Source organism: Hydrogenophaga sp., from assembly GCF_041633695.1.
Classification (GTDB): domain Bacteria; phylum Pseudomonadota; class Gammaproteobacteria; order Burkholderiales; family Burkholderiaceae_C; genus Hydrogenophaga.
Window position 1 is genome coordinate 1 of the sequence record NZ_JBFJMY010000021.1, and the last position, 20910, is coordinate 20910.

General features: G+C 64.3%; 19 protein-coding genes, 1 other RNA gene, 2 pseudogenes and 1 riboswitch. Of the genes and pseudogenes, 12 read left to right on the top strand and 10 right to left on the bottom strand.

Annotated features, from left to right (window positions below; genetic code table 11):
• The coding region (locus ABYB95_RS02465) for a TetR/AcrR family transcriptional regulator (protein ID WP_372656863.1) at positions 1–419 on the bottom strand (419 nt) is incomplete at its 3' end.
• A 180-nt stretch (positions 420–599) separates the two neighbouring features.
• Here ABYB95_RS02465 and ABYB95_RS02470 point away from each other — a divergent pair.
• The 8 genes and pseudogenes from ABYB95_RS02470 to ABYB95_RS02505 all read left to right on the top strand — a co-directional run bounded on the left by ABYB95_RS02470 (position 600) and on the right by ABYB95_RS02505 (position 7383).
• Positions 600–1643, top strand: a complete 1044-nt coding sequence (locus ABYB95_RS02470) for a LacI family DNA-binding transcriptional regulator (RefSeq protein ID WP_372656864.1) — start codon at positions 600–602, stop codon at positions 1641–1643.
• A gap of 113 nt (positions 1644–1756) precedes the next feature.
• Complete coding sequence (locus tag ABYB95_RS02475; RefSeq protein ID WP_372656845.1) at positions 1757–2428, top strand: amino acid ABC transporter permease; 672 nt, start codon at positions 1757–1759, stop codon at positions 2426–2428.
• A gap of 15 nt (positions 2429–2443) precedes the next feature.
• Positions 2444–3097, top strand: a complete 654-nt coding sequence (locus tag ABYB95_RS02480) for an amino acid ABC transporter permease (protein WP_372656846.1) — start codon at positions 2444–2446, stop codon at positions 3095–3097.
• Positions 3098–3129: 32 nt separating this feature from the next.
• On the top strand, positions 3130–3936 hold the full coding sequence (locus tag ABYB95_RS02485) for a transporter substrate-binding domain-containing protein (protein WP_372656848.1): 807 nt from the start codon (positions 3130–3132) through the stop codon (positions 3934–3936).
• Between the two features lie 22 nt (positions 3937–3958).
• A complete protein-coding gene (locus tag ABYB95_RS02490; protein ID WP_372656849.1) occupies positions 3959–4726 on the top strand; it encodes an amino acid ABC transporter ATP-binding protein in 768 nt (255 codons plus the stop codon).
• 1 nt (position 4727) lies between these two features.
• Positions 4728–5489, top strand: a pseudogene (locus ABYB95_RS02495) (sugar phosphate isomerase/epimerase family protein).
• Positions 5486–6424, top strand: a complete 939-nt coding sequence (locus ABYB95_RS02500; protein ID WP_372656850.1) for a sugar kinase — start codon at positions 5486–5488, stop codon at positions 6422–6424. The pseudogene ABYB95_RS02495 and the gene ABYB95_RS02500 overlap by 4 nt, the downstream one beginning before the upstream one ends.
• Before the next feature lie 11 nt (positions 6425–6435).
• Complete coding sequence (locus ABYB95_RS02505; RefSeq protein ID WP_372656851.1) at positions 6436–7383, top strand: 2-hydroxyacid dehydrogenase; 948 nt, start codon at positions 6436–6438, stop codon at positions 7381–7383.
• Between the two features lie 28 nt (positions 7384–7411).
• On the opposite strand, the gene ABYB95_RS02510 is transcribed toward ABYB95_RS02505, so the two are convergent.
• Entirely contained in the window at positions 7412–8890 is a 1479-nt protein-coding gene (locus tag ABYB95_RS02510; protein WP_372656852.1) for a potassium/proton antiporter, read from the bottom strand.
• A 167-nt stretch (positions 8891–9057) separates the two neighbouring features.
• Between ABYB95_RS02510 and ABYB95_RS02515 the strand changes: the two genes are divergently transcribed.
• A complete protein-coding gene (locus ABYB95_RS02515; RefSeq protein WP_372656853.1) occupies positions 9058–9663 on the top strand; it encodes a DJ-1/PfpI family protein in 606 nt (201 codons plus the stop codon).
• A 118-nt stretch (positions 9664–9781) separates the two neighbouring features.
• Here the strand turns inward: ABYB95_RS02515 and ABYB95_RS02520 are convergent, their stop codons facing one another.
• From ABYB95_RS02520 to ABYB95_RS02535, 4 genes are all read right to left on the bottom strand, one after another.
• Positions 9782–11779, bottom strand: coding sequence for a hypothetical protein (locus ABYB95_RS02520; protein WP_372656854.1), 1998 nt, complete (start codon positions 11777–11779; stop codon positions 9782–9784).
• A 115-nt stretch (positions 11780–11894) separates the two neighbouring features.
• Positions 11895–12848 (bottom strand): phosphatase PAP2 family protein, encoded by a 954-nt coding sequence (locus ABYB95_RS02525; RefSeq protein WP_372656855.1) that lies wholly within the window; start codon positions 12846–12848, stop codon positions 11895–11897.
• A 154-nt stretch (positions 12849–13002) separates the two neighbouring features.
• Positions 13003–14835, bottom strand: a complete 1833-nt coding sequence (locus tag ABYB95_RS02530; RefSeq protein WP_372656856.1) for an adenylate/guanylate cyclase domain-containing protein — start codon at positions 14833–14835, stop codon at positions 13003–13005.
• A 229-nt stretch (positions 14836–15064) separates the two neighbouring features.
• On the bottom strand, positions 15065–15514 hold the full coding sequence (locus tag ABYB95_RS02535) for an SWIB/MDM2 domain-containing protein (RefSeq protein ID WP_372656857.1): 450 nt from the start codon (positions 15512–15514) through the stop codon (positions 15065–15067).
• Positions 15515–15807: 293 nt separating this feature from the next.
• Between ABYB95_RS02535 and rraA the strand changes: the two genes are divergently transcribed.
• Positions 15808–16314, top strand: a complete 507-nt coding sequence (rraA, locus tag ABYB95_RS02540) for a ribonuclease E activity regulator RraA (protein ID WP_372656858.1) — start codon at positions 15808–15810, stop codon at positions 16312–16314.
• 5 nt (positions 16315–16319) lie between these two features.
• Here the strand turns inward: rraA and ABYB95_RS02545 are convergent, their stop codons facing one another.
• The 4 genes from ABYB95_RS02545 to ABYB95_RS02560 form a co-directional block, all read right to left on the bottom strand.
• Entirely contained in the window at positions 16320–17135 is an 816-nt protein-coding gene (locus ABYB95_RS02545; RefSeq protein WP_372656859.1) for a sulfite exporter TauE/SafE family protein, read from the bottom strand.
• 2 nt (positions 17136–17137) lie between these two features.
• Positions 17138–17316, bottom strand: a non-coding RNA gene (gene ssrS / locus ABYB95_RS02550) — 6S RNA.
• Positions 17317–17387: 71 nt separating this feature from the next.
• Positions 17388–17777 (bottom strand): cell division protein ZapA, encoded by a 390-nt coding sequence (locus ABYB95_RS02555; RefSeq protein ID WP_372656860.1) that lies wholly within the window; start codon positions 17775–17777, stop codon positions 17388–17390.
• Positions 17774–18007, bottom strand: a complete 234-nt coding sequence (locus ABYB95_RS02560) for a DUF904 domain-containing protein (RefSeq protein WP_372656861.1) — start codon at positions 18005–18007, stop codon at positions 17774–17776. Before ABYB95_RS02560 ends, ABYB95_RS02555 begins: the two co-directional genes overlap by 4 nt.
• 50 nt (positions 18008–18057) lie before the next feature.
• A riboswitch (cobalamin riboswitch) is annotated at positions 18058–18307 on the top strand.
• A gap of 76 nt (positions 18308–18383) precedes the next feature.
• On the opposite strand from ABYB95_RS02560, the gene ABYB95_RS02565 reads away from it, so the two are divergent.
• Together ABYB95_RS02565 and ABYB95_RS02570 are read left to right on the top strand one after the other, a co-directional pair.
• Positions 18384–20240 carry a TonB-dependent receptor domain-containing protein gene (locus tag ABYB95_RS02565; RefSeq protein WP_372656862.1) on the top strand — a complete coding sequence of 619 codons (1857 nt, stop codon included), beginning with the start codon at positions 18384–18386 and terminating at the stop codon, positions 20238–20240.
• Positions 20225–20910: pseudogene (locus ABYB95_RS02570) on the top strand (cobyrinic acid a,c-diamide synthase); the annotation flags it as partial. The gene ABYB95_RS02565 and the pseudogene ABYB95_RS02570, both read left to right, overlap by 16 nt.

Consider the following 20910-nt stretch of genomic DNA (forward strand, 5'->3'; position numbering starts at 1 on the left):
GCGATTTCGGGGAACAGATTGGCTTCGGTCATCACCAGCTTGGTGATGCCCGAGGCCTGCGTCATGCCGATGCGTTCCCACCAGGAGCGCATGCAATAGGCCACCAGCGCGGAACTGTCGCCTTCGAATTTTTTCAGCTCCTCGTTCCATTCGGTGAAGCGCCCCGAAATGGTTTCTCGCACCACCGCCTTGAACAGCTCTTCTTTGCTGGGGTAGTAGAGAAACAGCGTGCCTTTGGAGACACCCGCCAGTGAGGCCACTTCCTCCACCCGGGTGGCGGCGTAACCCTTTTCCACGAACAGCGAAAGCGCCGCGCTCAGCAACTCGCCGGGGCGTGCCTCTTTGCGCCGCTCACGGCGCTGGCGCGGCGGGACATCGGCGTCGCCGGGCGCAGGGCTGGAGGGGGAAGGTGCAGGCAGGGCCAAGGGGAAATTTTTAATGACTGATTGGTTATTAGTGTAGCCGATGGGCTTGCGGAACAGGTGTCGGCCGGGTCCAGGGCGACGCGGCGATTCGCCGGGCGCCGATGAACCGGGCGTCGATGGACTACCATGCGTCTGAAACTGGTTTCCAGGCAACGCAAAAAGTCCCTTATGGCAATGAAGTCCCCTGAGACCCACACTGAGAGGCGCGAGGTGCGCGTGACCATCGACGACGTGGCGCGCGCTGCGGGTGTATCCAAGGCGACGGTCTCGCGCTTCCTGAACCACCGCACCACCCGACTATCGCCCGAGATCGCCACGCGGGTTGAAAAGGCTGTCGCCGACCTCGCATACATGCCCAGTCCGATGGCGCAGGCACTCAAACGCGGTCGTTCGCGCCTGATCGGGCTGGTGGTGGCGGACATCACCAATCCCTTCTCGGTGGCGGTGTTGCGTGGAGCGGAAAACGCGGCTCAACAGGCGGGATATCTGGTGATGCTGTTCAATCTGGGCAACGCCAGCCAGCGCGAGCGCGAAGGCATTGAGGCGCTGGCCTCCTACCAGGTCGAGGGTTTTGTGCTCAACACCTTGGGCGCCGATCCGACCGCAGCCAAAGAGATCGCCCGGCATGGCAAGCCAGCGGTGTTGGTCGACCGCAAGCTCGATGGCATCAACGCCGACTTCGTCTCGCTCGACAACGCCGACGCCGTGCGCCAAGGCGTCGAACACCTGCTGACAAACGGCTGGTGCGAACTGCTTTACATCAGCGAGCCGGTGGCCGGTGTGAGCCCGCGCATCGAACGTGTCGCGGCTTTCCGCTCCCTCACCGCCGTCCGACTGGGTGCGGCGGCTGCCCAGGTGATCGAGGTGGCGGACGGGGACGACGCCGCACTGGACAAAGCGTTGATCGGCTTGAAGCAGCGCGGCGGCACGCGACCGGTGGCGGTGATGGCCAGCAACGCCCGCATCACCTTGCGCGTGGCCGCGTCGGTGGTCCGTCTCGGATGGAGTCTGGGCCGTGACATTGGCTTCGTGGGGATAGACGAAACCGTCTGGGCGCCCCTGGTGGGGCCTGGGTTGACGACGATCGAACAACCCACCGAAGAGATCGGCCGCATCGCCGTGACCTGTTTGCTCGAACGGCTGCAGGGGCACAACCCGCCACCGCGTCAGATTTTCCTGGCGGGCCGGCTGGTGCCTCGGGCGTCGTCGCTGCGCTAGCCCGTTCCTGCTCCGTTCCAACCACGCGATTTTACGAATCTAGGGTAACTACTGATGGCGATTGGAAACCGGTTTCCTACAATGGAAACCGGTTTCACACTTCAGCGTTCACCGTGGATTACACCTTCGAATTTTCAGCCGTACTGGCCGCCTGGCCCTTGTTGCTCAAGGGCACCTGGATCACCGTTCAGCTTTCGCTGATGGCGACCGTGCTGGGTCTGCTGGTCGCGATTGTTTGCGCCTGGGGCAAGACCTCGGGACCCACACCGCTGCGTTGGGTGATCCAGGCCTACATCGAGCTGATCCGAAACACCCCGTTCCTGGTGCAGTTGTTCTTTTTCTTCTTTGCATTGCCGGCCATCGGCTTGCGCTGGTCGCCTTACACCGCCGCATTGACCGCGATGGTGGTGAACCTCGGTGCCTATGCCACCGAGATCATCCGCGCGGGCATCGAGTCGATCCCCAAAGGGCAGATTGAAGCGGGTCAGGCGCTGAACCTCAAGCCGCACCAGATCTTCCAGTTCATCATCCTGAAACCGGCGTTGCGCGCCATCTTCCCGGCGCTCACCAGCCAGTTCATCTTGCTGATGCTCAGCTCTGCCGTGGTCTCGGTGATTTCTGCCGACGACCTCACCTCGGTCGCGTCCAACCTGCAGTCGCAGACCTTTCGCAGCTTCGAGATCTACATCGTCGTGACCGGCATTTACCTGGCGCTGGCCTTGCTGTTCTCCGGCGTCTTCCGGCTGATCCAGCGCCGTGTGCTGTCGTACCCCGATCGGCGCTGAGCCCCAGGAACCACCATGCGTACATTCGGATTTTCGGATTTCTGGTTCATTCTGCAAGCTGCCCAATGGACGGTGCAGCTCTCGTTGATCGCCTTTGTGGGCGGCGCGGTCGGTGGACTGCTCGTGGCACTGGCGCGCACCAGCGAAAGCGGCGTGGCCCAGCGCCTGGCGACTGGTTTTATCCAGGTATTCCAGGGCACACCCTTGTTGATGCAGCTGTTTCTGGTGTTCTTTGGTGCACCTGTGCTGGGCCTGGACATCAGTCCCTGGATCGCCGCCGGCCTTGCTTTGATTCTGAACACCAGTGCCTTCCTGGGCGAGATCTGGCGCGGTTCGATCCAGGCCGTGCCTCGGGGCCAGTGGGAAGCGGCCGACGCGCTGGGCCTGAGCTACGCGGCGCGCATGCGCGATGTGGTGCTGCCCCAGGCCTGGAAGATCGCCTTGCCACCCACCGTGGGCTACATGGTGCAGGTGATCAAGGGCACCTCCCTGGCCGCCATCATCGGCTTCACCGAGATCACCCGCGCCGGGCAGATCATCAACAACGCCACCTTTCAGCCGCTGATCGTCTTCAGCGTTGTCGGGGCGATCTATTTCGCGCTGTGCTGGCCGCTGTCCCTGTGGGCCAGTCGCATCGAGAAAAGAAGCGCCGCCGTGTTGGCGCGCTGACCACTTCCCCTTCAAACCCTGGAGACAACACCATGACCCCCATGTACCGCCGCCGCTTGCTCGCCACCACCGCCACCCTGGTCTACAGCCTGGCGCTGGCCAGTTGGGCGCCCACCGCCGCCGCCCAGAGCGTTGACGAGATCCAGAAAAAGGGTTCGATCACGGTCGGCATGCTGGTGGACTTTCCGCCGTACGGAACAGTCGACACCGCCAACAACCCCGACGGCTACGACGCCGATGTGGCCAAACTGCTGGCCAAAGACCTGGGGGTCAAGCTCAACCTGATTTCGGTCACCGGCCCGAACCGCATTCCCTTCCTGCTGACCAACAAGGTCGATGTTCTGGTGGCCTCGCTGGCGGTGACGCCCGAGCGTGCCAAGCAGGTTCAGTTTTCGCGCCCGTATTCGGCCGCAACCATCGTGTTGTATGGCGAGAAAAAGACCACCATCAAGACGCCGGCCGATCTCAAAGGTGTGCGCGTGGCCGTGGCCCGTGCGAGCACGCAAGACACCGCCCTGACCGCGATGGCGCCCGAGGGCACCGACATCCGCCGCTTCGACGACGATGCCTCGGCCATGCAGGCGCTGCTGTCCGGCCAGGTGGATGCGATTGGTTGTTCGACCACGGTGGCGGCGCAGATCGCCAAGCGCGCCGGCGACGCTTACGAAAACAAGCTGGTGCTCAAGCAGCAGTTCATGGCCGTTGCCATGCGCCAGGGCCAGCCCGAGATGCTCAAGGCCATGAACGACTTCGTCGCCAAAAACACCGGCAATGGCGAACTGAACAAACTCTACAAAAAGTGGCTGCAGTCCGACCTGCCTTCTCTGCCGGTCAACTGAGCGCGCTGCCACTGGACGAGACATGAGTACCGATCCCATCATCCGGCTGGAAAAAGTCAACAAGTGGTACGGCGATTTCCAAGTGCTGACCGACGTGGATCTCGACGTGCGCCAAGGCGAACGCATCGTGATCTGCGGGCCGTCGGGCTCGGGCAAGTCGACCTTGATCCGCTGCATCAACCACCTTGAAACTGCGGGCAAAGGCAAGATCGTGGTCGACGGCATCGAGCTCACCGGCCACCACCGAAAAAACGTGGAGGCGGTGCGCCGGGAGGTGGGCATGGTGTTCCAGCAGTTCAACCTGTTCCCGCACCTGACCGTGCTGCAGAACTGCACGCTGTCCCCCATGCGCAGCCGCGGCGTGAGCCAGGAAGAGGCCGAAGCGCAGGCCATGCATTACCTCACGCGGGTCCGCATTCCCGATCAGGCCCACAAGCACCCCAGCCAGCTGTCTGGAGGGCAGCAGCAGCGGGTGGCGATCGCACGGGCCCTGTGCATGAACCCCAAGATCATGCTGTTCGACGAGCCCACCTCCGCCCTCGATCCCGAGATGGTCAAAGAAGTGCTCGACACCATGATTGGCCTGGCGGAAGACGGCATGACCATGTTGTGTGTCACGCACGAAATGGGTTTTGCGCGCAGCGTGGCGGACCGGGTGATCTTCATGGCCGACGGCCGCATCGTCGAAGAAGCACCGCCTCAGGCGTTTTTCTCGGCACCCAAACACCCCAAGCTCCAGGCCTTTCTGGGCCAGATCCTCAACTCACACGGCCAGACGGCCCCTACCTGACGTGAATGCTGTTTTTATATCGCTGTCCTCGTACGGCGCTGCCGAGGTGCGTCGACATGGGCAACTCTGGTTTTCGCAGCTGGCCGTGCAAGCCGGCGCAGACGGCGTCGAAGTGCGTGGCGAGCTGTTGACCGGCGGCGAAGCCGAACTCACGGCCATCGCGGCGGCCTTGCCCATGGTTCAGCGGGTGTATTCCAGCCCAGAAGGCCTGTGGGCCGGTGACGGTGCACTCGACCTGGCCGCGCTGGAGCGCGGCCTCGCCTCGGCGCAGTGCCTGGGAGCACCCCGGTTGAAGATGTCGATGGGCGGTTGGCGGGCGGCTTCGGCCGGTTCGCTGGTGGCGTTGCGCGAGCGTCTGGCGGCCAGCCAGGTGGAGCTCGTGATCGAAAACGACCAGACGTTTGCTGCCGGTACCGTGGCTGCCATGGCCGCGTTCTTCGAAGCCTCGCAGGCGCACGACCTGCCACTGGGCATGACCTTCGACGTGGGCAACTGGCACTGGGCCGGTGAATGCCCGCTGCAGGCCGCCGCCGTTTTTGCACCGCGTGTGCGTTATGTGCACTGCAAGGGCGTGTAGCGCCAGCCGCAGCGCTGGGTAGCGGTGCCACTGACCGAATCGGCGGCGCCATGGCGCGCCGTGTTGCGGCCCATGCCCGCGGGCTTGCCCTGGGCGATCGAATACCCGCTGGTGGGCGACGACCTGCTGGCGGTGACGCGGCGCGAAGTGGAGCAGTTGCGGCGCATCGCAGCGGGGCAAGCATGAATCTGGACGTCATCACCTTCGGTGAAGCCATGTTGCTGCTGGTGGGCGATCGCCCGGGCCCGCTCGAAGACGTGGAGTCTTTTGTGAAGCGCACCGCAGGTGCCGAGACCAACGTCGCCATCGGCCTTGCCCGGCTCGGCGCGAAGGTCGGCTGGGCCAGCCGGCTCGGCACCGATTCCATGGGCCGCTACTTGTTGCGCGCCTTGCAAGAAGAGGGCGTCGACTGTTCGCACGTGGTGTGCGACCCGACACAACGCACCGGCTTTCAGTTGAAGGGGCGTGTGGCCGGCGGAGGCGATCCACCGGCGGAATACCACCGCAAAGGTTCGGCGGCCAGCCTGTTCCAGCCCGAACAGATCGATGCAGCATGGCTGAGCTCGGCGCGCCATCTGCACGCCACCGGGGTGTTTCCGGCGCTGTCGGACAACTGTCTGGCATCGGCGCAACGCAGCCTGATCTTGATGCGAGCCGCAGGCCGCAGCATTTCCTTCGACCCCAACCTGCGCCCCACGTTGTGGGCGACCCCCGAACGCATGCGCGATGCCATCAACAGCTTGGCCGTGCAGGCCGACTGGGTGCTGCCGGGCATAGAAGAGGGCCAGTTTTTGACCGGTGCCGAAACCCCCGAAGGCATTGCCCGCTTTTACCGGGAGCAGGGCGTCAAGTTGGTGGTCGTCAAGCTCGGTCCGCAGGGCGCCTATTACGAGGGCGACGCCGGCAGCGGACGGGTCGCGGGGTTCTCGGTGCCGCAAGTGGTCGATACCGTCGGCGCCGGTGACGGTTTTGCCGTCGGCGTGATCAGCGGTTTGCTCGAAGGCCGCAGCGTGCCCGAAGCGGTGCGCCGAGGTGCCTGGATTGGAGCCCGTGCCGTGCAGGTGCTGGGTGACACCGAAGGTTTGCCCACGCGCGCCGAACTGGAGGCGTTCGAACAGTGACCCGCAAGCGCGTGCTCGTTTTCCGTGAGCTGCCCGAAGACCAACTGGCGCGCCTCCAGGATCGCCACGAAGTGCTGGTGGCCAACCCGCGCGTCGCGAGCCAGCACGATGCCTTCTGGGCGGCGTTGCCAGCGGCACAGGGCCTGATCGGTTCGAGCTACCCCATCGACCAGGCGGTGCTGGCACAGGCGCCCCGGCTGGAAGCGGTGTCCAGCGTTTCGGTGGGCATAGACAATTACGATCTCAAGGCCCTGCGGCAACGTGGCATTGTGCTGACCCACACCCCCGGTGTGCTCACCGAAACCACCGCAGACACCCTCTTTGCGCTGGTCATGGCGAGCAGCCGGCGCTTGGTCGAGTTGGCTACTTACGTGCGCGAAGGCCACTGGACGCGCAACATCGACCAAGCACTTTTTGGCTGGGACGTGCATGGAAAAACCCTGGGCATTCTGGGCTTTGGCCGTATCGGTCAGGCCGTTGCGCGGCGCGCCGCGCTGGGTTTCGGCATGCCCGTGCTGTACCACAGCCGCCGCGCGGCTGCAGTACCCGAACTCGCCGGGCGCGCCAGGCATGTGGCGCTGCACAGCTTGCTGGCCGAATCCGACATCGTCGTGTGCACGCTGCCGCTCAGCGACGAAACACGCGGCCTCATGGACGCGCGGCATTTTGCGGCCATGAAACCCGGTGCGGTGTTTGTCAACGGCTCGCGGGGGGCCGTGGTGCAGGAGCCGGCGTTGCTGGCGGCACTCGACAGCGGCCACCTGCGCGCAGCCGGATTGGACGTTTTCGCGACCGAGCCCTTGCCGCTGGATTCGCCGCTGCGCGGCCACCCGCGGGTCACCGCCCTGCCGCACGCCGGCTCCGCCACCCACGAGACGCGCCACGCCATGGCCACCCTGGCGACCAGCAATCTGCTGCAGGTGCTGGCAGGTGAGCGCTGCGCCTGCGCGGTGTCTTGAGCTGGCTTGGGCCGCGCAAGCGCAGGCTTCATCCCAGTTTGATGCCCACCCGTGTGATGCGCTCACCCACCATCTCGCGCACGCTCACAGCCGCCGGCCCCAGGGTGGCGCTGTCGCCCACCACCGGTGGGCGGTTCAACTCGGCCAGCAACCACCCGCCAACCGACAGCGATGTGTCGGCCGGCAAGGGCAGGGCGTAAAAGGCGCACAGGTCCTCCAGCGGTGTACTGGCGTTGAGCTCAAAATCACCAAACACCCGGCGCGCGTGTTCGGTGTCGTCCGGATCGGGCAGGGTCACCCCCAGGCGCCGCGCGCTCCAGCCGATGGTGCTGCCTTGCAACAGCAGCGAAGTCAGCACCACCACAAACGCCACATTGAAGAAGGTCTCCGCGCCGCGCACACCCGCCATCACCGGGAAAACGGCCAGCACAATCGGCACCGCGCCGCGCAAGCCCACCCACGAAATGAAGGTGATTTCACGTCGGTTGAAGCGCAATGGCGCCAGACACAGCCAGACCGAGAGCGGGCGTGCCACCAGCATCAGCACCAGCGAAACACCGAGCGCCGGCCACAGTGTGCGCAGCATCTCGGTGGGTGTGACGAGCAAGCCCAGCAGCAAAAACATGCCGGCCTGCGCCAGCCAGGCGTAGCCGTCCATGGCCGACAGCGCCGGTCGTACTTGTCTGCGTGCCCGGTTGCCGGCCATCACGCCCATGGCGTAGACCGCCAGAAAACCCGAGCCACCCAGCCAGGTGGTGAGGGCGAATACCGCCAGACCGCCCGACACGATGAGCAGGGCGCGGATGCCACCACCGCCATCCGTGGCGGGCACCAGCCGCTTGAGCAGTTCGGCCAGACCCCAGCCGAACAACAGACCCAGGGCGGCGCCCCAGCCAAATTGCAGCATCAAAGAGCGCAGCACGGCCATGCCATCGGAGAGCTGCAACCCTCCGGCATCTGCCGACAAGGCAATGGTGATGAAGGTGAGCGTGAGAAAGACCGCCATCGGGTCGTTCATGCCAGACTCGATCTCCAGCGTGGCGGCCACGCGCTCGTTGAGCTGCACGCCCGACGATTTGAGCAGCGAAAACACCGCCGCCGCGTCGGTGGACCCCACGATGGCCCCGACCAGCAAAGCCAGCGGCCAGGACAGGTCGAGCAGCCAGTGCGCGGCCGCGCCGGTGACGCCCGCGCACAGCAAAACGCCCACCGTGGCCAGCAGCAGCGAAGGCCGCAAGCCGGTGCGAAAGGTGGTGATGTGGGTGCGCAGTCCGCCATCGAGCAGGATCACCGCCAGTGCCACGTTCCCCACCCAGAAGCTCAGTCGAAAATCGTCAAACACCAGACCGCCCGGGCCATCGACACCGGCCAGCGTGCCCACCACCAGAAACACCAGCAGAAAAGAAAAGCCCGCGCGCGCGGAAAACACGCCCGCGAGCACGCTGAAGAACACCAGCGAAGCCGCAGCCAGCAGGGGCAGGGTGAGGAAGTCGAGCGAAAGTGCCATGAGCCTTTGAAGCTATCAGAAAGTGAGCCCGGTTCTGTGAACCTGCGTTAAAAAGCTGCGGGTAGGATCGGATGCCATCTGCGGAGCCGCCGCAACACGCCGCGCAAGCTGCGTGCCAATGGGCCCCAGGGCCGGAATTTGCGAAGACGACCCAACAGGAGATCACCATGCACATCGCCATCCTCACCTTCCAGGGCTTCAACGAACTCGATTCCCTGATCGCCTTGGGCGTGCTCAACCGCATCAAAAGAGCCAACTGGCGGGTGACACTGTGCTGCCCCGAGGCCTCAGTGACGTCCATGAACGGCGTGACGGTCCAGGCGCAGTCCAGGCTGGAAGAGGCGCCATTGGCCGACGTGGTGCTGGTGGGCAGTGGCATGCAGACCCGCGAGGTCGTGAACGACGCCGGCATCATGGCGGCACTGCAACTGGACCCGGCTCGCCAGCTCATCGGCGCCCAGTGCTCGGGCACGCTGGTGTTGGCCAAGCTGGGTTTGCTGGGCGCTGTGCCGGCCTGCACCGACCTCACCACCAAACCCTGGGTGCAAGAAGCGGGCGTGCAGGTGCTGGACCAGCCGTTTTTCGCCGACGGCAACGTGGCCACGGCCGGTGGTTGTTTGGCTTCGGCCTATCTGGCTGCGTGGGTCATCGCACGCACCGAAGGCCTTGAGGCGGCGCGGGCGGCCATGCACTATGTGGCGCCGGTCGGCGAGAAGGATGCGTATGTGGACCGGGCCATGAAGAACATTTCACCCTATCTGCCGGGGCGGTGAATCCCCGCACCCAGTGCCTTGCGGGTGCGCGCCGTCAGGTTCAAAGCCCGCGATCAAGACCAAGCCTGGCGTCAAGAGGGCCTGAAGGCGAGGATTGAATCAAGCCAACGAGCAAAACTCAGCGTTTGTTGAGCATGTCACGGGCCTGCAGTGGAGCCGCGGAACTGGTGCCCGCCAGCCGCACGGTGCTGCCGCTGCGGCTGCCCGCACCTAGCACTCCCCACAAAGCCACGTTGTCGTCGCTCGTCTGGAGCGTATCCGGAACCGTTTTCACGCCGGGTCGCTGTGGGCGGCTGGCGTCCGGGTCGGGTCTGCGCGGTGAGTAGAGGGCAAAGCGGCTCCATGCATCGGCTTGTCGGCGGGTGCCGCCCACACTCACCGTACGCAATCCGGTCGACAAGCTGTTGAAGATGCCGCTGCGGCGTATCGGTGTGGGATTGTCGGCGTGGTCCACGAAGCTGCCGATGTTGCCGCTGGTGTCGTAGGCGGCGTCTTCAAAATACGATTGGCGCGCACCGGTGTGCTGGCCCAGAGCCACATCGTCGCGCTCCACATACGCATCAAACACCACAGGCGCCTGCCCTTTGTTCGTCAGCGTGATGCGCCACGAGCCAAAGGGAGCTGTCGCCACTTGCTTGCGGAAACTGAAAGTGGGTGCCAGTGCCAGCAGAACACAAGTGCCCTGGGTGCCCAGGGCGGAACTGGCGGGGTAGATCAAGCCGCACAGCGGGTGCGGGCCGTTGCCTTCCCACACCCCCGACTGTCCTCTGCGCACTTTGGGCAGGGGCTGGACATGGCCGGGTGGGGTGATCGCGATGTCGACCTCCGACGCATCGTCGGGCAGCCAGATTTCCACAAAGCTTTGCGTGCGGTCGTCGGGTTGCACGCGCCAGTGCAGGGTCAGGGGCTTGTCTTTCTGAAGCTCGGCGTTGGCATGGGTGCGGCCTTGGTAGCCGTTGCCCGCAGGCACGGCGATTTGTAGCCGCTCGCCCAACAAACTGACCAGTTGATCCATGGCCGCCTCCAGGATGGAGCTGCCGTCGTGCGGGCCCGCCAGCGTGCCCCAGCTGATGTTGACCACGACCTGGGCGCTGGTCGCACAGCGCGCCAGGATGTACATCAGCCCATCGAGCACGCTCACGTTCATGGCGCCACCCGACGTGTCCAGAACGTTCGACCAGTCCAGTTGAACCGCGACCAGATCGCAGCGGCTGGCGGGATCGTCGGTGGGGTTCCAGTTGGGCGGCGTGTTCTCGTTGCCGGCTGAACTGGCGTAGGCACGAGGGCCGCAAGCCAGACTGGCCACATGGGTACCGTGGTTGATGGGTTTGCTCAGATCCCAGAGCTGCAAGTGCTGGTAAAGCGCATCTTCATCGACCTGAGCGTTGCGGGTGTAGCGGGCCATGGCAGCGTCGATAGCGGCACCGGAGAGTTCGTGGCCGTAGCCCATGTCGGGCGGGCGAGGTCCGGCGCGGGCCGGGTCCAGCGGCACGCGCCGACGGGGCTGGTCGCCGGGCCAGTTGCCGTCCTGGGTTTCGTCCTGGCGCCAGAAATGCTTCACCCGTGCCTGGCCTCGGTGGTCGAGAAAGGCGCTGTTGACCAGTGCCAGGCCACCGTCGATCAAGCCCAACACCTTGCCTTGCAACAGGCCTGGGGCCGGTGTGGGCTGGCTGCTGGGGGTGCACGGGTCTTTGAGCGCGTGTGTGTGGTGGCCCACCGGCAAACCCAGCTCGAAGCGCGCGATCAAACCGCGCAGGCTGGGGTCGCTGCGTAGCCGGGCGAAAAATTTGGGTTTGACGCGTGCACTGCAAAAGCGCAGACCGGGCACGTTCAGGTAGACCTGGGGTATCTGCAGCCAGGCGGTGCTCGAGGCCGCCACCAAAGCGGGTACATCGGCCAGCGCGGTGAGTTCGATCACGATGGGCAACCACTTGGGCTGGGTGTCCGAGCCGCGCCCATGGCCGAAGTGGTAACCGGCAAAACGATCGGCCTCGGCCCAGATCAGGTAAGGATCTTGTCCGTTGGTGGCGCCGGGGGCACTCCACACGGTGCCGGTGAAGCCGCCTTTGGGCAGCGGCTTCCAGGGGTGGGCTGGCGTCGGGGGCAGTGAGCTCATGGCGAGACCCCCGCGCCGTGCGCAGCCGACATCGCCTTGGGAGCGGCCCGGCGGCAGGACGACGAGACCTCCGCGCGGCGCGCTGCGGTCATCGCCTTGGGAGCGGCCCGGCGGCTCATGCCCACTCCTTGATCGCTTCCTTCCAGAGCCATTCCACCAGCGGCGCTTTCGCCACGGGCGTGCTGGCGGCGGAGCGCGTGTAGGCGTTGCCGTGAGTGTGGTCCATGGGGTCTTGCAAGCTGAAGTCGAGCGCCGCGCCGTTCGGGCCTTCGAACAGGCGGCCGTCGAAGCCGCGCTCGTGTACCTTGCCGCCGTTGGCGCGCGCCACCAGGTATTCGGCCAGGGACGTGCCCAGCAAGCGGCCAGCCGCGCTGTCCACCGGGTAGTGCAGGCCCGCCACCGTGCGGTTCACCGCGATGCGAGCGGCCAGCCGCTGCAGTTGTTCGCGGCTGGCGCGGCCGTTGCGTGTGCCGCCGCTGGGCGACGCGGCATTGAGCAGCGACTCCATCAAGGTGGCGACCAAAAAGGCTTCGGTGGCGTGGCCGCTGGGCCAGCTGCCGTGACCGGGCGTGGGAACCATGGGCTGTATCTGCGGGGAATGCTCCACCGGACGGCTGATGGCGAAGATGTGCTTGAAGCGCATCTCGACATGGAAGGCCAGCGAAAAGGCCAGATCGAGCAGTTGCAGCGTTTTTCCGTGGCGGTGCGCGCTCAGGCCGATCACGGAAGCCCAGAACGGCAAAGGAAAAGGCAACTCGGCCACGATTTCGCTGGCGCGGTCCGCGCGCAGGTCGGCATAGGCGGCAACCAAGTCGAGCTGTTTCTTGAAGATGCTCTTGCCAGGCGCCCGCAGCTTGACCAGCGTTTTGCGCTGGACGTTGCTGGCTTGCAGATTGGCAAACCTCAGTTCCGCCTGTTTGGTACTGGGGTTGGCCTTGAACAGCAGGCCTTCCACCAGTTCGGTGAAGCAGACCGTGACGCGCGGGCCGTCGGCCCAGAGCTTGAGGTTGGTGGCTTTGTCGAACGGGGGTTCCGTGACTTGAAGTGTGGCGCCGGTGAAGGGGCCCACTAGGGCGGCTCGGCTGAGGATGAGGGCGTCGGCAACGTAAGCACCGCCTCCGCTCGCCCCTCCGCTCGCCCCTCCGCTTGCACCTCCGCTTGCACCTCCGCTTGCACCTCCGCTTGCACCTCCGCTCATGATTTCTCCTTGTTGAATAAATGACTCAGTTGAGTGGTAGACCCAATCCCGCAAATACTTTGGCTACACGTTGTCGGAAGGGGCTCTGCCCACTTGAGGCGAGGTATGTGGCTTGCGTCAAGTCGGGCTGCAGCGTCATCAGAGTTTGAAAAACCCGTTGTGCATCCGCTGTCAGACCTTGTTCATATAGACAAACCATCAAGCACCGAATGGTGGGTAGGTGGTACCGATTTTTCAACAGCGAAGAACTGCACAAGTCGGCAGCGCGGCCCCATTGCTGTGAAGCCGCATAGCTGGTTGCCAGCATCATCTCAAAATAGTATTTTTGTGGATCGAGCGGCGAGAGGTGTAGTGCCGTTTCCGCCTCTCCAACGGAGTCTTCCGCCTTGCCCCACAACGTGGACCACACGCTGCTGTACAGCCAGGCCATGGGATCGTTGGGATTGGCCTGGGTGGCTTCTTGCAAGGCGCGGTGCGAGGCATCCACATCCTTGCCCTGGTGGCACAAGGCGTGGCCCTTGATGGCCAGGGCCAGTGAGCTTTGCGGTTCCAGGTCGAGAGCGCGATCCGCACCATCAATGGCGCGTTGGAAGGTTTTCGCCGGATTGTCCGACTGGCCTTGAACCACTTGCATGATGTACCACTTGGCCAGCCAGGCCCTGGGCGCTGCCACGCGGTTGTGGCGCTCGATAACGGCTTCCAACAACTGGTGGCTGCGTTGCAAATCGCGCGGCGTGGAGCGGTGCATGAGTGTGATGCCACCGAGCATGAGGGCGTTGCTGTCGAGCCGTGGCACCGGCAGGGTGAGGGTGCGTTCCACTTCCGAATGCATGAGCGCCTGCGCACAGGTGCTGGCCAGGGTGTTGAGCAACTCGCTTTGCGCTTCCAGCAGATCACCGGTGCTGCCCACCAGCCGTTCCGCCCACACCACTTCGCCAGAACGCGCATCACACAGCTCGGCCATCACCACCAGCGATTCGCCCAGCAAGGCGTAGCTGCCCGACAGCACGAAGGCCGCGTCGAGCAGGGTGTTGATCTGCGACGGTTTGCTACCTCGATTGCGAAACACCGTGGTGGACAGGCGCGAGATCACGCGCAGGTTCTGGCTGCGTGACAGTTGCGCGATCACGCCGTCGGCAATGAGTTCGCCAATCACCAGCTGTTCGGGGTTGGTGCTGCGCGCCTCGAACGGAATGACGGCAATGGATGGCCGGAAATCGGTGGTCAGGGCTTCGCGCTCGACACGCGGTACGCCCGCCTGACCCGTGGGAACGGGCGACACCAGCCAGGTTCTGACGGGCTCGGGCCAGTGCTTGAGGAAGCTCTCGCCCATGTCTTGCACCACGCCGTCCACACCGTCGACCATGCCGTCGTACACGCTGGCGGTGACCACCGTCTCCCCTGGATTGGCCAGGCCGGCCACCCGCGCCGCCAGGTTGACCCCGTGGCCATACACGTCGTGCCGGTCCACGTAGAGGTGGCTGGCGTTGAGGCCGGCGCGCAAGTGCAGTTGCGAGTCGATCGGCAAACTCTGGTTGACGGTGTCGAAGTAGCGGTGCAGTTGCAGCGCGGCTTGCAGCGCCGAGCCGGGCGTGTCGAATTCGGCAAGAAAGCCGTCGCCCAGGCTCTTCACCAAACGCCCGCCATGGGCGGGCAGCACTTGTGCGCTGGCGTGTTGTATGAAGCGGTGCCAGTGGCCCACCACCCGCGCTTCGTCGGCGGCCATGAGACGCACCGACTCCACCAGATCCATCACCAAGACCACCTTGTGTTGCTGCAAGGGAAGGTCGTTCGGGTACTCAGGACCGGCGTTCAGGTTGTCAGCTGCGCAGAAGGTCGGGGAGGAAGAGGCCGGCATGCCACAAATTTGTAGATATGTAGGTAATTTGGCGCAGTTTCTCACAGTTGCCGAGGCAATGGTGCCCTTTGGTGTTCTCCACACACACGGGGGCGCACCGGTTTTGCGACACGGGGATATGCCACGAGCAACCCTAGCCAGCAAGCAGACGAAAAAAATGCCGACGGTGTCGGCATTCTTGGATGGAGGGCCTTGGTGCAGCAACCCAGCTGCGAGGCCCATCCGTGCATCACTTCAGATGTTCGTTGATCATCTTGGTCATTTCGAACATAGACGCTTGGGCCTTCTTGAAGATTTCCTTCAGTTTGGCGTCGGCGTTGATCATGCGGCGGTTCACTGCGTCTTGCAGATTGTTCTTCTTGATGTACACCCAGATCTGCTTCGTCACTTCGGTGCGGGGCAGCGGCTTGCTGCCGACAATCGCGGCCAGAGCTGCGCTGGGCGTCATGGCTTTCATGAAGGCGGCGTTGGGGGTGCGCTTTTTCGCCGGAGCTGCCTTTTTCGCAGGGGCTGCTTTTTTCACAGGAGCTGCCTTTTTGGCAGGGGCTGCTTTTTTCGCAGGAGCTGCCTTCTTGGCGGGAGCCGCCTTCTTGGCCGGAGCGGCTACTTTTTTCGCCGGAGCGGCGGCTTTCTTTGCAGGTGCCGCTTTTTTTGCGGGTGCTTTTTTCGCAGTTGCCATGGTTGTCATTCCTTCTATAGAAGTGGAGTTTTCACCGGCAGAAAACGCGCTTTCACACCGGTGTATCGGATGCTAAAGGAGTTGTCCGTGCAATCCAAGATGGGAAGTCAGGAAATGGGCTGTTTTTCAGGGTGAAAACGCCTGGGATAGGCGCGGAAAACAACACTTTCGCAGTGCTCGGGCCGTGTTGCGGCCCAACAGCCGTGGGTTCTGCTTTTGTCGGGTCGCCGGTTTGTGTTCAAAATCGCCATCTTGAGCACCCATTTTTCAACCGTTTGAACCGAGTTTTCACCATGAGCCAAGCCGCTTCTTTTGCCACCTGTGATTTGTGCGATACCCATAAAAACGATGGCGCGGGCGTGTTCCGTGTGCTGCCGCCCGTGTTCCGGGATTTTGGCGGACGGGTCCGTTTTTCCGGTGCGGTGGTTACCGTGAAATGTTTTGAAGACAACACCCCGGTGAAGGCCGCTGTGGACAGTGCAGGCGAAGGTCGCGTGCTGGTGGTGGACGGTGGTGGCTCTTTGCGCCGCGCGTTGCTGGGTGGCAACCTGGGGGCGGCGGCGGCGCGCAACGGCTGGGCCGGTGTGGTGATCGACGGCTGCGTGCGCGACGTGGCCGAACTCGCGCTGTGCCAGACGGGGATACGCGCGCTCGCGTCCATGCCCCTGCCCACCGAGAAACGCAGCGAAGGTCAGCGCGATGTGGCGGTGCAGATCCAGGGGGTGTGGGTACGGCCAGGTGATTGGCTCTACGCCGACGAAGACGGCATGGTGGTGTCCGACCACCGTCTGCCAGGCTAGCGCGCTCAGGCGCTCAGGCCTTTGAAGAGCATGTAGCCGGCCAGCAGATACAGCACGCTGGCAAACACGCGCTTGAGCGACTTCACGGGTAAGGCATGCGCGGTTCTCACGCCCACCGGCGCCATGAGCACGCTGAAGCTGGCAATGACCACCAGCGCGGGCAGGTAGATGTAGCCGACCGAGCCGTTGGGCAGGTCGGCCACGTTTTGTCCGGCCACCACATAGCCCACAGCGTTGGACAAGGCGATGGGAAAACCCAGTGCCGCACTGGTGGCCACCGCGTTGTGGATCGCGACGTTGCACCAGGTCATGAACGGCACGCTGACGAATCCACCGCCAGCGCCCACCAGGCCCGATAGAAAACCGATCGCCGTGCCGGCACCGATCTGTCCGCCGACACCCGGCAAGGTGCGCGAGGCCTTTGGCTTTTTGTCCAGCAGCATTTGCGTGGCCGAAAACGCCACGAAGGCGGCGAACAGCAACGCCAGCCAACTGCCTTTGAGCAAGGAAAACACGCCGAGACTGGCGATGGCGGCACCCAGCACGATACCGGGCGCCAGCAGTTTGACGATGTCCCAGCGCACGACGCCGCGCCGGTGGTGTGCGCGCACGCTGGATATGGAGGTGAAGATGATGGTCGCCATGGATGTGGCGATGGCCATCTTGACGGCGAGATCGGGCGAGACGCCGCGCGCGGTCAGGATGATGGTGATGAACGGCACCATGATCATGCCTCCACCGATGCCCAACAAGCCGGCGAGAAAGCCGGTACACAGACCGAGCACGGCCAGCTCGGCGATCAACAGGGGTTCAATGGACATGAAAGGTGTCTGCAAGTGCCGCCGGACTGTCATCCTGAACCGGGGGTTCAGGTGGGCGAGGGCAGCGTGACTTCGGGTTCGTCTGACGCGAGACGATCACACCCATCAGGCGATGTACCAAGCCCATGCTCAATGAGCATTGGTTCAAGGAAATTAAGTCCGACGCGCACCGCAGACAGTTCAAATTGTAGGCGCTGATGCAGGCCTGTGCGGACCGCTGGTCCAAAAAATCGCCGCAACGGCGCCAAGCGGTCAAAGCAATTGACCGTCGTTGCCCAAGGTGCTATCGAGTCGGCGGATCAGTTCATCCAGGCGGGCTTGTGCCGCCGGGTCTTGTGTTCCGCTGCCTGCAACCGTGTTGTCGGCGAATGGCGAGGCTTCGGTGAAGCCGAAGGACGACGCCTGAAAGGCCTCGGCCTCCTTTTGCGACAACTCGAAGGCCAGGTTGAGCGAGGCCAGCACGGCGATGCGGTCGCGTGCTTTGACCTTGCCCGCATCGCGGATGCGGCACATGGCGGTGTCCACCCGCTCGACCGCATCGAGCAAAGAAGACTCGCCGCCGATGGGGCAGGCCAGCAAATAACTCTGTCCCATGATCTGGACTTCGATTTGTTTGCTGGGTTTGGCGGCGGGCTTGTTCATGCACTGTCCTTGCCGGTGGCGTCGGTGGGTGTGGCCTGTGGCAGGCGATCGAGCAGCGCGTCGATGCGGGCGCGAGCCGCGTTCAGGCGCGATTTGAGGGAGTCCCGCTCGGCTTGAAGCGCCTGCACTTGCTCCAGCAAAAGAGTGTTCGTGCGCTGGAGTTCTTCGTGGCGCAGAAGCAAGCGTTCAACACGCTCGGTGATCTGGTCAAGGTGCTGTGGGTCGGACATTGTTTCAGCTAGGTGTCTGTGCATTGTAGGGTTGACGCAAGCCCGGCAAGCTTACAATGCCCGTTGTTGGTGCTCGCGGTGTGGTTCACACGCCGCAGTTCAACGGGAAGCAGGAGGGCGGATCCACACCGGACGAGCCTAACCTGCGCTGCCCCCGCAACGGTAAGCAGACGAACGATCCGGGTCTACCGGTCGTTCAGCCCCCATCACCCAGCCACTGGACGACACCGCGTGCCGTCTGGGAAGGCGATGGAGGCGGTTCTGTCAGCCCGGATACCGGCCAACGAAGTGGTGGTGCGCCTGCTAGGGCTGCACCGCTGTCACGCTCAGGCACCGTCGGGGAAGGCGGTGAGGGCACTTCTCAGTGGTTCTCTTCATGACAAACGTTTCCTTTGGTGTGCCTGGCAAGGCACCATTTTCGGCTGTGTCGCTTGCGGTACTGGCCAGTTTTTCCCTGTCCGCTCAAGCCCAATCGGCCGATGCGCCCATGTTGCGAGAAACGGTGGTGACGGCCATCCGCGTCGAGCAGCCGTTGACCGATGTGGTGGCCGATGTCAGCATCATCGACCGCGCTGCGATCGAACGCAGCGGCGCCGCCGGTCTGGCCGATGTGCTGGCCCGTGTGCCCGGGGTGGCTCTGGCCCGCAACGGTGGACCCGGCGCCACCACCAGCGTGTTTTTGCGTGGTGCCGAATCGCGCTTCACGGCGGTGTACGTGGACGGTGTGCGGCTTGACTCGCAATCGACCGGTGGCGCTTCCTGGAACGCCATTCCCTTGTCTCAGGTGGAGCGCATCGAAGTGGTGCGTGGCCCGGCTGCAGCGGTGTACGGCTCCGACGCGCTGGGTGGTGTGATCCAGATCTTCACCCGCAAAGGCAGCGCCGGGTTCTCGCCCTCTGTCGAAGTGGGCGTGGGTTCGCAGGGCACGCGCAAGCTGGACCTGGCACTCAGTGGCAAGCAAGGTTCTGTTGACTACGCCATCGGCTTGGCACGCGAACGCAGCAAGGGCTTCAATGCACAGCCGACGGCCAATCCCGACAAGGACGGCTATGAATCCACCTCGGGTTCGGCTCGGCTGGGTCTGCAGATCAACCGCGCGCACCGACTCGAAGCCACGCTGCTGGCCAACCACTTGGATGCGCAATACGACGCGTTCACCCCCGGTCGCGACGACCATGCCAAGAGCGGGTTGCAAACCGCCGGGCTGAATTGGTCGGCCCAATGGACCGATGCCTATTCGACCCGCGTCAGCATCAACCAGAGCACCGACCGTTACCGGACCGCGCCTTCGGTGTACGAAACCGAGACCCACGTCACCAGCTACCTCTGGCAGAACGAATGGCGCCAGGGCGCGCACCTGTTCACCGGGGCGCTGGAGCGGCGTGAAGACGAACTGGAAAACGCCAGCACCACACCCAAGGTTTCCGAGCGCTCGCAGAATGCGCTGGCTTTGGGATACGGGTATTCGGTGGGCCAGCACACGCTGCAATTGAACGTGAGGCACGACGACGACAGCGAGTTTGGTGGCAAGAGCACCGGCAGTGCCGCCTATGCGTACGCTTTCCAGCCGAACTGGCGGGTCACTGCGTCGGCGGGCACGGCGTTCCGCGCACCCACCTTGTTCCAACGCTTCAGCACGTACGGCACGCCGAGTCTGCAGCCCGAATTGGGGCGCAACGTCGAACTGGGCGTGAAGTACGAGCGGCAGGGCGATGGCTTTGGTGCGGTGCTCTACCGCAACAAAGTCAGCAATCTGATCAAGTACGTGTCGGGACCGGGCGCCTGCGCCAACGGCGCGGGCAGTTTTCCGGGCTGTTACGGCAACACGGCGAGCGCGCAATACACCGGCCTGACCTTGTCGGCGAGCAAGCGTTTGGATGGCGTGAATCTCAGCGGTTCGCTGGATTTTCTGCAACCCGAAGACCTGAGCACCGGCAAGCAACTGGCGCGTCGCGCCAAACGCATGGCCACGCTGGCGGCCGACACCCGTGTGGCCGACTGGCAACTGGGCGCCGAGCTGCAACTGGTGGGCGCCCGCTACGACGACGCGGCCAACACCAACCGCCTGCGCGGCTACGGCCTGTTGAATCTGCACGCCAGCACCCCGTTGGGCAAAGACTGGACTTTGCTGGGCCGTGTCGACAACCTGGGCGATGTGGCCTACCAAACGGCGCGTGGTTATGCCATGGCCGGGCGCACGGTGTACCTGGGCCTGAAGTGGATGCCCAACTGAGCATCGCCGTACCGGCGGTGTCCTGCGCGGTGCATTGCCCGGCCGTGCTGATCGCTGCCCCGGCCTCGGGCCAGGGCAAGACCACGGTGGCCAGTGCGCTGGCACGGCTGCACGCGCGTGCGGGTCGCCGGGTCACGGCCTTCAAGTGCGGTCCGGACTTTCTGGACCCGTACTGGCTGGCCCTGGCCAGCGGGCGGCCGGTGCACAACCTGGATTTGTGGATGACCGGCGAGGCCGATGTGCGCCGGCGCCTGCTGGCCGCTGCCAGCGTGTCCGACCTGATCGTGGTGGAAGGCGTGATGGGCTTGTTCGATGGCGAACCGAGCGCGGCCGATCTGGCGCAGCGCCTGGGTCTGCCGGTGCTGTGTGTCATCGACGCCTCGGCCATGGCCGGTACCTTTGCGGCGCTGGCCTATGGTTTGCAGCACTTCCGTCCCGGCCTGCCCTGGGCCGGGGTGCTGGCCAACCGGGTGGCCGGTGAGCGCCACGCCGAGATGCTGCAAAAAGCGGTGCTGCCCGCCTCGGTGGGCGGGGTGGACGTCGACACCGCGGCAGATGGCGGATGGCTGGGTGCGGTGCTGCGCGACCCGGCCTTTGCGCTGCCCGAGCGCCACCTGGGTCTGACCGTGGCCGCCGAACTGCCCGATGCGCTGCAGCGGCTCGACGCCGC